This window comes from Pedobacter paludisoli (assembly GCF_052344095.1).
GTDB lineage: Bacteria > Bacteroidota > Bacteroidia > Sphingobacteriales > Sphingobacteriaceae > Pedobacter.
Genome location: NZ_CP179926.1, coordinates 1,751,306 through 1,764,761 on the forward strand (window position 1 = coordinate 1,751,306; position 13,456 = coordinate 1,764,761).

Genomic DNA, 13,456 nt, shown 5'->3' on the forward strand with positions numbered 1-13,456 from the left:
GAAAAACGGGACGATTTTTCCGAAGAACTACTGTCCCACTGTTTTCTAATTTACTTATTGAGTGCTTTCAATACTTTTTTTATTCCACCATCGCCGGCATTGTATACCATTAATTTATTTCCTTCGGAATACAGATACATGGCTGGGTATTTAGATGGCAAAAATGTAGGGATAAACAGTTGATTTTTATCCTGTAGGACCGTTAAGTTTGGTTTTTTATCTAAACCGGGCGCGTAGGAAGTAAAAAACTGCGGAATTATAAAGGCCTCATCGAGTGTAATCATGTAAATATTGATGCCTTTTAACTTATTGTAATTGGCATTTAGCACCTTCGTTTCGCGTTGACAGTGCTCGCAGGTGCAATCGAACAACATGAAGAGGTTTTTCTTTCCGGGCTTCAAATCTTTACTTGAAAAGGGTTTCCCATCTAATTTAAAGAAGGTAAATTGAGGTAAAATACTGGGTTGTTGTGCTTGAGCTTGGAGGGCAAAAAACAGTGCAAAAACGAAAAGGAATTTTCTTAGTTTCATTCTTTCTGAGATAAGAACCAAACTTAAGAATTTAAAATTTATATTGACGGTGGTTAAAGTTAGAATTTACATGAAACAGATTTATCGGATATTTTTAACTTAAAATTACGTTAATTGACAACGAAAACTGGAAGGGAATAGCAATAAAGCCTGTTGGTGTAATTTTTTTTTGTGATATTTGCATGTAGGTTTTAATAACCTTGTTTTACAAGCCAGACATAATTTAACTGGCATTATAGCATTTAAAAATTTTGAAAAACGATATTCATATAAAAAATAAGCGTGCTTATTTTGATTACAATTTACTGGATAAATATGTTGCAGGAATTGCACTTTTAGGTACTGAAATTAAAGCCATTAGACAAGGCAAGGCAAACATGACGGATGCTTTTTGTATGTTTATTGGTGGCAATTTATATGTGCGCAATTTACATGTTTCGGAGTATAGTTTGAGTTCTTTTTACCACCACGATATTAAGCGCGACAGGGCCTTATTATTGCAGAAAAAAGAAATCCGTAAACTTAAACTGAAAGGCGAAGAGAAGGGATACACAATTGTTCCGCTACGTATTTTTATTAATGAACGTGGCTTTGCGAAGATGGAAATTGCCTTGGCGCAAGGTAAAAAAGAATTCGACAAACGCGACAGCATTAAAGACAGAGATGTAAAACGCGAGTTGGATAGAGCGATGAAAAGATAATAAAAAGGGGTTGTTTTGAATAAAAGCAACCCCTTTTTTTACCAAGCTTGGTCGCCCACCAAGGGTACAAAACGAAAAGTATCTAAAATAATTTTTTCATAATCGGTATCGCTCACCCGTAAAACGGTTACCATTTTTTGGGTTTTCTCATCGCCCACAGGGATAACCAATATGCCTCCTATTTTTAATTGTTTTAATAAAATTTCTGGCACCAATGGCGCGCCAGCCGTTACGATAATTTTATCGTAGGGAGCATGTTTTGCTATTCCTTTAGAACCATCGCCAAAAAAGAAATGCGGTTTATACCCCATTCCTGGTAAAACCTGAATGGTTCGATTGTAAATATTTTCTTGGCGTTCGATTGTATACACCCGAGCGCCCAATTCCATTAAAATGCAGGTTTGATAACCCGATCCTGTACCAATTTCTAAAACTTTATCACCTTTTTTTATGTGCAAAAGTTCACTTTGGTAGGCTACTGTGTAAGGCTGTGAAATGGTTTGTCCATCTCCAATTGGAAATGCAATGTCTTTATAGGCCTGATTCCAAAATGTTTCATCAAAGAAAAAATGACGAGGCACTTTTCCTATTGCATTTAAAACGTTTTCATCTTCAATCCCACGCGAAAATAATAACTCTACAAGTTTCTTTCTCGCTCCTCTTTCTCGGTAATTATCTATAAATTTATAGGCCATGAATGTCAAAATTAGCTTTTTTAAACCGTGATTCAAGTCTATTTTTTCAACAGAAAGGTAAGTTACAGTAAATCACAGCCAAAATAATTGTAGATTGAAAAGAGTTGCAAATATTAATTGCTCAATGCTAAAAAATATTTTTATTTTTGGTATACTCGTGCAATCAATATTATCTCCACATAAATGAAGAAAGTTCTACTTAGTTTAATTATTTTCCTTTGTTCTATCAACCTATTTGCACAAACTGCAGCCGATTATGACTATTCCATTGGCGTTCGGGCGTATAGCATGATGCAATTACCAAAGATTTTAAACCAAACTAACGACATTACCTTAGTGAATGTGCCTTTTAACGGTGCATTTGTAAAGCTAAATACGAATCAAACAAGTTTTAGAATCAGTGGAAGTTATTATAAAGGTGACCAAAAATTTGACAACACCTGCTCAACCTGCGATATCATTAGTGGAAAAACAACAGATTATTCGTTTAAATTAGGTTTTGAAAAAAACGTGAGTTATACGGCCATTCAACCCTACTATGGTTTTGACATAGGCTTCCGCGCCAACAAATTTGATGGTTTATCTAATTCAAAAACAGCAAGAGCGACTACCCCTCAAAAAAATGTCGTTTCTACCAAGAACGGCTTAATTTTAAGTCCTTTACTAGGTATTAAAGTGAATATCTTTCAACGCTTTTGTATTTTAGCCGAAAGCTCTTTTGATATGTTTTACAATTATGAAAAACAAGATGTAACGGAAGATTTAGGCGTTGGAAGAACGGTTACAACGTATAAAAAATGGGACTTTTTAATCAACCCTGTTTCTGTAGGCATTCAATATAGTTTGAGTAGCAAAAACTAATAGGGATCTACGTCTATTTGTACAAGCACACTTTTATACGCTTTAATCGCGTTAAATTCTGTAAGGGTTTCTCTTAATACATTCTTCACTTTTTGTATGGCAGTGTGCTTGTCTGCTTTGATGATAATTTGTTTGATGTAATAATTCCGCACCCTACTTACGAGCGGTTGTTCAGGGCCTAAAACACGTTTTCCGAATTTTGCTTTAAGGGTTGTAGCCAAATTTGCTGCTGCATGCTCCAATATCCTGGCATCCTTGTGTTTGATGTACACAAAAATCATTCGTGAAAAAGGAGGATATTGAAAATACTCGCGTTCGGCTATTTCAGCTTGATACATCCCTTCGTAGTCATTTTCGACAACTTGCTTTATAATTCGATTCTCTGAATCGTAGGTTTGAATGCACACATTCCCTTGATTCGCTCTTCTTCCTGCACGCCCAGCTACTTGAGCAAGCAATTGAAAACTTCTTTCATAGGCTCTAAAATCTGGATAACTCAACAAGGTATCGGCATTTATCACACCGATTAAACTTAAATTATCAAAATCCAATCCTTTTGCAACCATTTGGGTCCCGATTAAAATATCGGTCTTCTTTTCTTGAAAATCGGTCAGTATCTGTTGCAAGCCGTTTTTCGTTCGTGTACTATCCATGTCTAAACGTGCAATGTTTATTTCTGGAAAGAGCAATTTCAATTCTTCTTCAATTCGTTCGGTACCAAAGCCTTTCTGCTCCACATGAACGGAACCGCAAGCTGGACAAATATTAATACTGCTTTGCACATAACCACAATAATGGCAATGTAATTTACCACTACTTTTATGAAAAGTTAAGCTCACGTCGCAATTAATGCATTTTGGCGCATGGCCACAGGTTGCACAGATCAAAATGGTCGCGTATCCTCTTCTATTTTGAAAAAGCACTATTTGCTCTTTTTTAGCTAATGCTAAATCAATTTCTTTCATTAGCACGCTAGAAAAGTAAGAAACCATGGTCTTTTTCTTGGTTTCTTCCGAAATGCTTACCACCTGTTGATTGGGCAATTGAACACCTCCAAAGCGTTGTTTCATTTCAACCAAGCCGTACTTTCCTTGCAGGGCATTATAATAACTCTCTAAAGATGGTGTAGCAGAGCCCAGAACCACTTTAGCGCTATGTAAGTACGCTAAATAAATAACCGAATCGCGCGCTTGGTATCGCGGAGCGGGATCATACTGTTTATAGGTTGCTTCGTGTTCCTCATCAACAACAACTAATTCTAATTTTTTAAATGGTAAAAATACGGCAGAACGCGCACCTAATAAAACTCTATAAGCTCCAGTTCGTACTTTATTCCATATTTCTACACGTTCATTGTTATTGAACTTTGAATGGTAAACCCCAATAGAATTGCCAAAATAGCGTTTTATCCGCTCTACAATCTGTGTGGTTAAAGCAATTTCGGGTAACAAGAACAATACTTGCCCTTCGGTGTTTTGAAGTACTTGTTCTATTAACTTAATGTATACCTGCGTTTTCCCGGAAGCGGTTACGCCGTGCAAAAGCGTAACATCCTTTTCCGTAAACAGCTCATTTATTTTTTCAAAAGCGTTTTGTTGTTCGGTGTTCAGCACAAAATTTGAGGCCAAATCATCTTCATGTGCTGCCAAACGACTTACTTCGCGCTTAGTGACTACGAATATCTCTTTATCGGTTAAAGCTTTTAAAATGGCTGCAGAGCTGCCGCTTTCGTCTAAAAGCTGTTGCTTGGATATGTTACTTTCAATCTTTTGTAGTTTTAAATAAGCTAACAATAAATCCAATTGCTTTGGTGCGCGGTCTAGCAGGGCAAATAATTGTTTTAAGTTATCTTCATCGGTATAAAAATCGTTCAAGTGCACAAAGGACTTTAAGGCTGGCTTATACTTATCAACCATTTCCTCGGCAACCAAAATGACTTCCTTTTCTAAAAGCTTGGTAATTATTGGATAAATCGATTTCTGCCCTAAAAGTTTTGAAACTTCACTTACAGCAAGTTTACCCTGCTTTAAAAGCGTGTTAACAATCAGATTTTCCTTTTCATTCAAAACCGTTTCTGAATCAACATCCTCACGAAGCATTAATACGGTTTCACTGGCCAATTTTAAACTACTGGGCAGCGCTGCCGATAACACATCGCCTGAATTGCACATGTAGTAAGCAGTCATCCAGTCCCAAAATTTCAATTGAGTAGGTGTAACTACGGGCTCGGAGTCGACAATATCGATGATGTATTTAGCTTCGTAGGCCTGCGGCGGATTATTGGTCAGGTTGGATACTAAAGCCGTGTAGATTTTATGTTTTCCAAACTGAACCACTACCCTTTTACCAATAGCCACCTCATCATTCAGTTCAAACGGAACACGATAAGTATAATTTTTTGCTAATGACAAGGGCAATATCACTTCGACAAAGAGTGTTTCTCTCTCTGCAAACATATCAATTCCCTCTGTTTTCATTATTTATCTTTAAAAGCTGCAAAAAATAACATCGCCCAACCCAAAATAAACAGCAAACCACCAATTGGTGTAACCGGACCAATAAAACTGGCCACATTATTTTCCATTAATGAACGAGTTGCTAACAGGTATAAAGAGCCTGAGAACAACAAAATCCCGAAGGTAAAGCAGAAATAAGCAATGTTAATTAACTTGTTTCTATAGCGGGCAAATGTAGACAAATACAATAGCGCAAATGTATGATAGAACTGATAATCAACCCCCTTTTTCCATATTTCTAAAGAAGGTGCATCGACTAAATTTTTTAATCCATGAGCACCAAAAGCACCCAAGATGACGGCAATTACACCGAAAAAAGAAGCAGTAAGAATAATCCGTTTGTTCATAATTTTTTGCTTAATAGCATGGGCTAAATTAATAAATTGGTGCAGATTTTCGTGCTAATTCGTGTAATAAATTAAATTTGTGTTTCCATACAAATGAAAAAGATAACTATACTGCTATGCGGATTAATACTGGCCATTGCTATAATGACCTATTTGTATTTTTCCAAACTAAACACCGACAACCAAGCAAAAGACCTTGCACTTCAATCGGCAACGAACAATGCTGCGCTGATATTTTCCTTCCAAAACGACAAGAGTTTTTATCAAATAATTGAGGGACAAAATTTACTGCAGCAGGTAATTGGAAAAGAAAAATCGGTTCTACTATCCCAGTTTAAAAATGCTTTAATTAACAACGCAAAGCTCAATAATTTCATCAAGGAGCAACCGATTTACATCAGTGTTTTGCCCGACACCCTGCAGCAATTAAATTTCTTAATTACAGTTCAAATTAATAAAGAAAATAATGCAGCTAGTTTTTATAAGCAATTTAAAAGCAAGCTTCGTAAAGAGCCCAATGAAAGCCATATCTACACCTTAAAATTAAATGACAGTCTGGGTATTTATTTGAAAATTAACGAACAAGTATTAACAGCCTCTACTTCCTTAAAATTAGTTAAAGATGCCGCCATTCGCTTAAACGATAATCCGTTTACCGAGTATATTAAGGAGAATAGCTTGTTCAATAAAAATGTGCTGGCCAACTTATACATTAATTTTAATCAGGCTCCGCTCCTACTTAAAAACATTTTAGCCAGTAATTTAACAGGCGAGCTTAGTATTTTAAATCACCAAAATAGTTTTGCCGCATTCAATTATAATTTTAGCAAAGAACGCATATTATTTAATGGAAATACCGAATTTAAATCGGAAGACAATTATTTAAAAACCTTTGAAAACACAGCTCCACAAAGTATAACGATTAACGCATTACTTCCAGATAACACAGGAAATTATGCACTTTTTGCTTTTGATACGTATCCCAATTGGCAAAAAAAACTTGCTGTATGGCAAAAAAAGCATACTGAAACCGAAAGAATACATGCCTTAATTACCGAAGTAAAAGACCAATATCGGGTTGATTTGGATAAAATTTTCCCTGTTTACACCAAAAATCAATTTGTTACCTTTCAACTTAATACGGGTGAAAAACTTGGCGCCATTGCACTTTCGAACGGCGAAAAGGTAAAACAATTACTTTTAGATCTCAGCAACGAATACACGGATGAAATTAGGGTACTAAAAACGGCAGGCATTCTAAATGCTTATTTTGGTGATCCTTTAAAAAAATTCACACGCCCTTCCTATATAATTGTGGATAATTATCTTATTATTGCCAATAACCCCAGCACCCTTACATCGTTTTTAAACAGCTACAGAAACAACAAGTTATTAATTCAATCATCCGAGTATTTAAACACATTGAATCAATTGGCAAATAAATCGACCATTACCTATTATATCAACCATAAAAATTCAATTGATATTTTCAGAAACACTATTTTATTGCCATTTTACAAGCAGATAAGAAAAGAAGATGGTTTAAGACAGTTTAACAGCTTTTATTACCAAATGTGTGCCGACAAAAATAAATTTATAACCAACATACTTTTAAATCAATACATATCTATCGAAGTGCCCAATTCATCCGCAAATTTTAACTCTCAACCTTAGAAACAAAAATCCATGAAGAAACTTTTAATTGCCCTATTGGCAATCTTAATCTTTCATTCAACAAAAGCGCAACAATTTGCTTTATTTGGCACACACACCCAGTTCGATTCATTTGAAAATCCAGCGCAACGTTCATTTACATTAGATAGTTCTAGAAAGTTTGCTTCCAATTTTCTGCTCCCAAACTTTGGTATTAATCTGACCAATCAAGGCGACACCGAACCTGCTTTGCGTAAAATGGTTCAAGAAGGCATTTACGATACCAGAGGCCTGCATGTTGGCGATGGCAAACTCAACTATTTCAATGGCAATGTGAATGTTTATTTAGCCACCTTTCGCATTTTCAAGTCCTACCAACACCAACAAGAGATGGGATTTTCGTGGCAAGTACGTTCAGACATAAACTTAGATTACACCAACGAAGTTCTAGCTATTTTCGAATCATATAACCGTTTTCCGGTTGGGCAATATTTAGAGAAAATTTTCGATTCAAAAGGGCAAGAACAATCCTATCACCAATTTAGCTTTAGTTACCGTGAAAACTACAATAAGCGCTTATCATTTGGCTTAAAAGCCAGCTTATTGAGCGGTATTTTATACAACCGCATACTCATCAATAATTCGCATCTATACATTGATCCAGATGGCAATTACATGGATATCGGTTTTGACGGAAATTATTGGGCAAACTTCTCACAGAACAACGAAATTGATAAGCAAACGCTTATGCCAACCTTCAAAAATCCGGGCCTATCGTTTAGTTTTGGAACCAGCTACACAACTAAAAATGGTATAAATTTAATGGCCAACCTAAAAGACTTAGGTTTCATTTGGTGGCGCAGTCAAACGAGCCAAACTGCAATAAACACCAGTAAAACAATCGAAGATTTAGAAGGAAATCAATCGCAAACGAACCAAGAAATTACCGATATTTTTTACACCTCTGCACAACCAAACAAGTTCTTTGCAGCAACAAACGCAAAAATAGATGTGTACGCATCCAAACAATTTGGCTTTTATCAACCCGCTTTAATTGCCTCTAAAAACCTTTTCTATCGTGGTGGAGATATTTCTTTCGTCAATACTTTTAAATATTTCAATTATTCCGCAAGCTTATCACCCACCTATAATTTCAACAAAATATTTATGATGGGAGTACAGGCAAAATATCAAAATCCGAACTTCGAATTGTATCTCGGCTCTGACGATTTAACCGGCACCAGCAAACAAATGTGGGGCATTATTAAAGAAGATGCAACTATTGGCGATGGTCCCAACGGAACATCGTTTTACATGGGTATTGGCATTAAATTTGGCAGAACGGTTAACCATCCACAATTTGCCGATATGATGCCCGGCATAAACGATGAAAGTACGGGTTTCTTTGGTAATTTATTTAGAAAGAAAAAACGTTAAACTTTCTTTTTAGGTTGTGTTACTACAAAATCTTTCAAATAAAATGGCTCAAAGTAGGCTACATCTTCAAATTTAGCCTGCAAAAAGCTTTTATAAGCCAAAGCGGACATAAAAGAAGCCGAGTTATAGTTTATGTCAGTAAATTGCGCATTTGCACTGCGTAAGCTTTCTTCGCATTTTGCAGCACCATCTCCTATAAAAGTAATGGGTTGTACTCCCAAGCGTTCAGAAAAACTATTCTCATCAATTATTTTGGCCAATGTTGGTTCAATTATGTTTAAATTAACATCGTACAAAGCCGTATACACCTCCATCCTACGCGCATCAATCATCGGACAAACCAAACCTGTATACGCATGAGTTGTTTCTAAAAAACCTGCGCTCATCATTTCTAATGTTTCAATGGCAATTAAAGGGATCGATAAAGCATAACATAGACCTTTCGCTGTTGACACGCCAATACGCAACCCCGTGTACGAGCCGGGGCCTTTACTTACTGCAACGGCATCTAAATCGGGAAATGTTAAACCTGCTGCAGCAACCGCAGCTTCAATAAAAAGAGTCAAATTGCTTGCATGCAAATTCTGCCCAGCTTCTTCTCTCTTTGCAACAGTTTTACCATCAATTGATACAGCAACCGAACAAACGGATGTAGCAGTTTCTATTTGGAGTATTTTAGCCATAAACAGGAAACAAAATTAAATTACAGAAAGCAAATCTAAAAATTAAAACATGCAAAAGTTAAGGAACAGGATCGTGGCCATGCGCTCCCCAAGGATGACACCGGCCTATGCGCTTCAAGGTCAACCAGCCACCCTTAAAAGGCCCATGCTTACGAATGGCTTCTATACCGTACTGAGAACAAGTGGGTGTAAACCTGCAATTTGCACCCAACAAGGGCGAAATAGCGTATTGATAAATACGAATAAAACCTAAAAACAGCCAGCCGAAAAACTTATTTATCAGTTTCATTCTCGTTAATTAAGGCATGAAACCGTTTAAAAGTAGCCAACAACTTTTTCTCAATAAATGCAAATTCATAGGTATCCTTACCCACAAATTGTATTGAAAACAAAAGTAAACTGTTATTTAGCGGCAGTAAGGAATATAAATGATCTTGCTTACCCAAACGATAAGCCTCTCTTATTCTGCGCTTTAATAAATTACGATCAACGGCTCGTTTAAATCTCTTTTTGGGAACATTGATGACTACTTGAACCGGAACATCGGCAGCATCATCAATAAAGAGATACGAAACGCGAAAGGGATATAATAAAAAAGAAGAACCGTTTTTAAATAGCAGATCTAAATACTTTCTGCTACATAACCGTTCTTCTTTTTTGAATGTGTACATATTTTTTTGATTGAAAATTGCAGATTTTGATCTGCTAAACCCTGATAATCAGGAGGCAATCAAAAATTATGCTTTATGCTTGCGTTCGTCAGAAACTGTTAATCTTTTTCTTCCTTTAGCACGACGTGATGCTAATACTCGTCTGCCGTTAGCAGTTGCCATTCTTTCGCGGAAGCCGTGTTTGTTTCTTCTCTTTCTTTGCGAAGGTTGGTATGTTCTTTTCATGACTATATTATCTTATCTAGTGTAATTTTTAAATTAAGAGGTGCAAATATAAAGCGATTTCTCTAAAAATGCAAGAGCTCTTTAATTTTATTTTTAATTTAAAAAGCAAATGTAGCAAATAATCGGCTAAAATCGTCCCGCTTCCACTTCTGCCAATGAAAAATTGGCATCCGTTCAAATCGGGTTTACGTTACGGGGCTCGCTGCTCCTATTCAACATCCCTCTAAACGCCTAAACACTGTTACAAGCCCAATGCAGCTTTTAACTTTGCATAACCTGTTTTACTTACCGGCAACCAAATATCCGATTTTAATAAAACAACATAGCTGTCTTTTTCTTTTAACTCTATTTTGGTCACCTGCCCCAAATTAATAATGTATGAGCGGTGAATTCGAATAAACTGGGCTGCATCCAAGGTATTTTCAAAATACGCCATTGTTTTATTTTTAAAAAACACCCCTTCCACCGTACTCAATTTCACATAATCGTCATCCGCTTCTAAATAATTAATTTCCGCTACCGGAATAATTTTAATTGCACCGTCTTTTTTAACCACCACACGATTATTTTGAGCAGGATTTAAGGCGGCTGCATCCAGTACTGCTTCGGTATTTTCAGTCTGACCCAAGCGGCCAGGCAATTTTTTAATCGCAGCATCAAATCGAGGTTTATCAATTGGCTTCAATAAATAATCTACTGCATTTACCTCAAAAGCTTTAATCGCAAATTCATCAAATGCCGTGGTAAAGATCACTGCTGGCTTGTCTTCCACCAATTCCAACATTTCAAAGCCGTTAATTTTAGGCATCTGAATGTCTAAAAAAATCAAATCAGGCTTATACTGCGAAATAGCTTTTAAACCCTCAAAACCGTCGTTACATTCGTGTACAACCTCAATTTCAGCATGATCTTGAAGATAAAACTTTACAATATCTCTTGCCAAAGGCTCATCATCAATCAATAAGGTTCTGATCATTTTTTTGTGGAATTTTTAACGTTGTAATATATAAATTATTTGCTTCAATTTCTGTTTGTAGCAAATGAGGATTGGCAAACAACAAATACAGGCGTCGTTTAATTGCGCTAAGGCCAAAGCCAGTTCCCCCTGCCGCCCGTACTTCAGGGTCGAATGGATTCTGAACACGCAAAGTTAACAGATTATGCTCCACAAAAACATCTATCTTTATGGTTATAGCAGCCGCTGTATTATATAAACCAAACTTAATAGCATTTTCTACGATAGGCTGCAAAAGTGTTCCCGGCAAGCACAATCCTAAAGTATCATCGGCTACACTCACTTCTATACTCAACCGATGACTAAACCGGACCTTTTCAATATCCAAATACAATTGAATGTATTCCATTTCTTCCTCAACCGATACCCATAACTCGTCGTCGCGCTTTAGAGTACCGCGTAAAAAAGATGCCAATTTGGTTATCATTACCCCCGCCTCTTTAGGGTTTACCATAGTCAATGCAAACACAGAATTTAGACTATTAAAAAGGAAATGCGGTTGCAATTGATGGCGTAATTTATTTAGTTCAGCCTCTTTTGCTAAATTTTGGGCAGTTAATAATCGGGCTTGCGTTTCCGATTGCTCTTCTAATTTATACCATAAAATATTTGCCAGCGTACACCACGACAAGCACATAAAAATAAGCATGATTCTAAAAACAAACGAAAAATCATAAAATTGCACGTAGCTGGCAAATTCGACAAACACATAGTAAAGCACGTATTTTGCGCCATAGGCAACAGCCAGGGTTAAAGACCCACTGATGATCAACATGTACACGACCCGTTCATTTTTAGGCTGATAATAGCCTAGCATATTACTGATAGATATACATGCAAGCGCTAAAAGCGCATTATTCACCAAACTGTCGGTCCAGGCAATTGTCCAGTTCAAATGGATTACGAAATGCAGACCCACTGCACAAATTACAATCCAAACAAAGCTTATCAGTAAAGCCGTTCGTTGAACTCTAGGAATTGATAAAGGTCTATTTGTCAAGGTTTAGTTTATTTGAGTTAATAGTTTTATCCGATGATTCAACATGTCAAAATATTCATCAAAGGATGCTGGTTCTACTATTTTCGAAGTAATTTGTACTCCTTCCGCTGGATGGTTAATTTCCTCAACACTGGTAATTCCCACAAATTTCCAAACGACGGTTTTGCCTTCGCAATTGCTAAAAGCAGTATTATAACTTTCGGCATTTTCTATTGCTTTGGCCAAAGCGTTCTTTTTCCCATCGGCCCTAATTAGGCGTACTTGTTCATTCATCTGTGGGGCATGCTTCCCTTCTCCACAAATAATCTGATACACATATGTTATTGCAAACCACTTCATCTATATGCATTAATAACTTTTTATATCAATCCCTCCGAACATGGCTATCCCTTCCAAAATCAATACTTTTTGAGGAACACCTTCTTGCAAGATCACGCCACGCTTATCTTCTACACTTCCAAAAACAGCCGTAACATTCGATTTTATAATCCAGTTTGGAGGAATAATCAACTTTATCCCACCAAAAACAGCGGTAACATCCAGCGAAACAGTATCTTCAAAATCTGATTGCGTTAGATTTACATTCGCTCCTCCAAAAACAGCCGTAATTTCTCCTCCTTTAAATGATTTAGAAATAATGGTTTGATCATTTCCACCAAAAATGGAAGTCAGCTCTAAAAAGTCGTTGCTTTTAAACTTTGGGTCACTATAAAACTCTACGGGCTCAGTCTTCTCAAATTTTCTATTCCATTTAGGATTATATCCCGCTGAACGCTTTGGTCGCAGTAAGATGAAAATACCCAAAATAACAAGGCCAGTACCCAAGGCATATTTTGACAAATCAAAACCCAATTCTGGAATTCTATTTAACGTAAAGTAAGCACCTACTAAAACCAGCACGAGCCATTTAATACCTCTAAAATTGCAACGAGCACCGATAAAAAGTCCCAATCCAATTAAAAATGTGTGCCAGCGGAATATCCACTGCGGAATATTAAGATTTAAATTATTCAGCAAAAAACAAACACCAATTATCAGAATAATAATTCCACTAAATGCTCTGCCTCGTTGATGTATATGATTATTATTTTCCATGTTTCATGTATTTGATTCAAAAATACC

General features: G+C 36.5%; 16 protein-coding genes. 4 read left to right on the forward strand and 12 right to left on the reverse strand.

The features are described 5' to 3' along the window. Window positions 1–50: 50 nt before the first annotated feature. Window positions 51–530 (reverse strand): TlpA family protein disulfide reductase, encoded by a 480-nt coding sequence (locus tag ACJVDK_RS06910; protein WP_443939548.1) that lies wholly within the window; start codon window positions 528–530, stop codon window positions 51–53. Between the two features lie 251 nt (window positions 531–781). Between ACJVDK_RS06910 and smpB the strand changes: the two genes are divergently transcribed. After that, window positions 782–1,231 carry an SsrA-binding protein gene (gene smpB / locus ACJVDK_RS06915; protein WP_443939549.1) on the forward strand — a complete coding sequence of 150 codons (450 nt, stop codon included), beginning with the start codon at window positions 782–784 and terminating at the stop codon, window positions 1,229–1,231. Window positions 1,232–1,269: 38 nt separating this feature from the next. On the opposite strand, the gene ACJVDK_RS06920 is transcribed toward smpB, so the two are convergent. Further along, window positions 1,270–1,926, reverse strand: coding sequence for a protein-L-isoaspartate(D-aspartate) O-methyltransferase (locus ACJVDK_RS06920; RefSeq protein ID WP_443939550.1), 657 nt, complete (start codon window positions 1,924–1,926; stop codon window positions 1,270–1,272). A gap of 183 nt (window positions 1,927–2,109) precedes the next feature. Here ACJVDK_RS06920 and ACJVDK_RS06925 point away from each other — a divergent pair, with 183 nt between their 5' ends. After that, the gene (locus tag ACJVDK_RS06925; RefSeq protein WP_443939551.1) at window positions 2,110–2,787 is read left to right on the forward strand and encodes a hypothetical protein; all 678 of its coding nucleotides are present in this window, start codon (window positions 2,110–2,112) and stop codon (window positions 2,785–2,787) included. On the opposite strand, the gene priA is transcribed toward ACJVDK_RS06925, so the two are convergent. Both priA and ACJVDK_RS06935 read right to left on the reverse strand, forming a co-directional pair. After that, complete coding sequence (priA, locus tag ACJVDK_RS06930; protein WP_443939552.1) at window positions 2,784–5,264, reverse strand: replication restart helicase PriA; 2,481 nt, start codon at window positions 5,262–5,264, stop codon at window positions 2,784–2,786. The genes ACJVDK_RS06925 and priA overlap by 4 nt on opposite strands. Continuing rightward, window positions 5,264–5,650 (reverse strand): DUF423 domain-containing protein, encoded by a 387-nt coding sequence (locus ACJVDK_RS06935; RefSeq protein ID WP_443939553.1) that lies wholly within the window; start codon window positions 5,648–5,650, stop codon window positions 5,264–5,266. Before ACJVDK_RS06935 ends, priA begins: the two co-directional genes overlap by 1 nt. 93 nt (window positions 5,651–5,743) lie before the next feature. Here ACJVDK_RS06935 and ACJVDK_RS06940 point away from each other — a divergent pair, with 93 nt between their 5' ends. Both ACJVDK_RS06940 and ACJVDK_RS06945 read left to right on the forward strand, forming a co-directional pair. Next, window positions 5,744–7,324 (forward strand): hypothetical protein, encoded by a 1,581-nt coding sequence (locus ACJVDK_RS06940; protein WP_443939554.1) that lies wholly within the window; start codon window positions 5,744–5,746, stop codon window positions 7,322–7,324. 12 nt (window positions 7,325–7,336) lie between these two features. After that, window positions 7,337–8,740: a DUF5723 family protein gene (locus ACJVDK_RS06945; protein WP_443939555.1), complete on the forward strand. Its 1,404-nt coding sequence runs from the start codon at window positions 7,337–7,339 to the stop codon at window positions 8,738–8,740. On the opposite strand, the gene tsaB is transcribed toward ACJVDK_RS06945, so the two are convergent. The 8 genes from tsaB to ACJVDK_RS06985 form a co-directional block, all read right to left on the reverse strand. After that, window positions 8,737–9,423 carry a tRNA (adenosine(37)-N6)-threonylcarbamoyltransferase complex dimerization subunit type 1 TsaB gene (gene tsaB, locus ACJVDK_RS06950; protein WP_443939556.1) on the reverse strand — a complete coding sequence of 229 codons (687 nt, stop codon included), beginning with the start codon at window positions 9,421–9,423 and terminating at the stop codon, window positions 8,737–8,739. The genes ACJVDK_RS06945 and tsaB overlap by 4 nt on opposite strands. A gap of 58 nt (window positions 9,424–9,481) precedes the next feature. Further along, window positions 9,482–9,712, reverse strand: a complete 231-nt coding sequence (yidD, locus tag ACJVDK_RS06955) for a membrane protein insertion efficiency factor YidD (protein ID WP_443939557.1) — start codon at window positions 9,710–9,712, stop codon at window positions 9,482–9,484. Continuing rightward, window positions 9,696–10,094: a ribonuclease P protein component gene (locus ACJVDK_RS06960; RefSeq protein WP_443939558.1), complete on the reverse strand. Its 399-nt coding sequence runs from the start codon at window positions 10,092–10,094 to the stop codon at window positions 9,696–9,698. The genes yidD and ACJVDK_RS06960 overlap by 17 nt, the downstream gene beginning before the upstream one ends. A gap of 66 nt (window positions 10,095–10,160) precedes the next feature. Beyond that, window positions 10,161–10,319 (reverse strand): 50S ribosomal protein L34, encoded by a 159-nt coding sequence (rpmH, locus tag ACJVDK_RS06965; protein WP_010601723.1) that lies wholly within the window; start codon window positions 10,317–10,319, stop codon window positions 10,161–10,163. 241 nt (window positions 10,320–10,560) lie between these two features. Continuing rightward, on the reverse strand, window positions 10,561–11,295 hold the full coding sequence (locus tag ACJVDK_RS06970) for a LytR/AlgR family response regulator transcription factor (protein WP_443939559.1): 735 nt from the start codon (window positions 11,293–11,295) through the stop codon (window positions 10,561–10,563). Next, window positions 11,273–12,334 (reverse strand): sensor histidine kinase, encoded by a 1,062-nt coding sequence (locus tag ACJVDK_RS06975; protein ID WP_443939560.1) that lies wholly within the window; start codon window positions 12,332–12,334, stop codon window positions 11,273–11,275. The genes ACJVDK_RS06970 and ACJVDK_RS06975 overlap by 23 nt, the downstream gene beginning before the upstream one ends. Window positions 12,335–12,337: 3 nt before the next feature. Beyond that, window positions 12,338–12,673 carry a DUF4288 domain-containing protein gene (locus ACJVDK_RS06980; RefSeq protein ID WP_443939561.1) on the reverse strand — a complete coding sequence of 112 codons (336 nt, stop codon included), beginning with the start codon at window positions 12,671–12,673 and terminating at the stop codon, window positions 12,338–12,340. Between the two features lie 9 nt (window positions 12,674–12,682). Beyond that, entirely contained in the window at window positions 12,683–13,429 is a 747-nt protein-coding gene (locus ACJVDK_RS06985; protein ID WP_443939562.1) for a LiaF transmembrane domain-containing protein, read from the reverse strand. Between the last annotated feature and the right edge of the window lie 27 nt (window positions 13,430–13,456).

Coding starts and splice junctions, on each gene's coding strand:
- tsaB (WP_443939556.1), bottom strand. CDS start 9,423: ATGGCTAAAATACTCCAAATAGAAACTGCTACATCCGTTTGTTCGGTT.
- ACJVDK_RS06945 (WP_443939555.1), top strand. CDS start 7,337: ATGAAGAAACTTTTAATTGCCCTATTGGCAATCTTAATCTTTCATTCA.
- ACJVDK_RS06970 (WP_443939559.1), bottom strand. CDS start 11,295: ATGATCAGAACCTTATTGATTGATGATGAGCCTTTGGCAAGAGATATT.
- ACJVDK_RS06925 (WP_443939551.1), top strand. CDS start 2,110: ATGAAGAAAGTTCTACTTAGTTTAATTATTTTCCTTTGTTCTATCAAC.
- ACJVDK_RS06920 (WP_443939550.1), bottom strand. CDS start 1,926: ATGGCCTATAAATTTATAGATAATTACCGAGAAAGAGGAGCGAGAAAG.
- ACJVDK_RS06910 (WP_443939548.1), bottom strand. CDS start 530: ATGAAACTAAGAAAATTCCTTTTCGTTTTTGCACTGTTTTTTGCCCTC.
- yidD (WP_443939557.1), bottom strand. CDS start 9,712: ATGAAACTGATAAATAAGTTTTTCGGCTGGCTGTTTTTAGGTTTTATT.
- rpmH (WP_010601723.1), bottom strand. CDS start 10,319: ATGAAAAGAACATACCAACCTTCGCAAAGAAAGAGAAGAAACAAACAC.
- ACJVDK_RS06940 (WP_443939554.1), top strand. CDS start 5,744: ATGAAAAAGATAACTATACTGCTATGCGGATTAATACTGGCCATTGCT.
- priA (WP_443939552.1), bottom strand. CDS start 5,264: ATGAAAACAGAGGGAATTGATATGTTTGCAGAGAGAGAAACACTCTTT.
- ACJVDK_RS06935 (WP_443939553.1), bottom strand. CDS start 5,650: ATGAACAAACGGATTATTCTTACTGCTTCTTTTTTCGGTGTAATTGCC.
- ACJVDK_RS06980 (WP_443939561.1), bottom strand. CDS start 12,673: ATGAAGTGGTTTGCAATAACATATGTGTATCAGATTATTTGTGGAGAA.
- ACJVDK_RS06960 (WP_443939558.1), bottom strand. CDS start 10,094: ATGTACACATTCAAAAAAGAAGAACGGTTATGTAGCAGAAAGTATTTA.
- ACJVDK_RS06985 (WP_443939562.1), bottom strand. CDS start 13,429: ATGGAAAATAATAATCATATACATCAACGAGGCAGAGCATTTAGTGGA.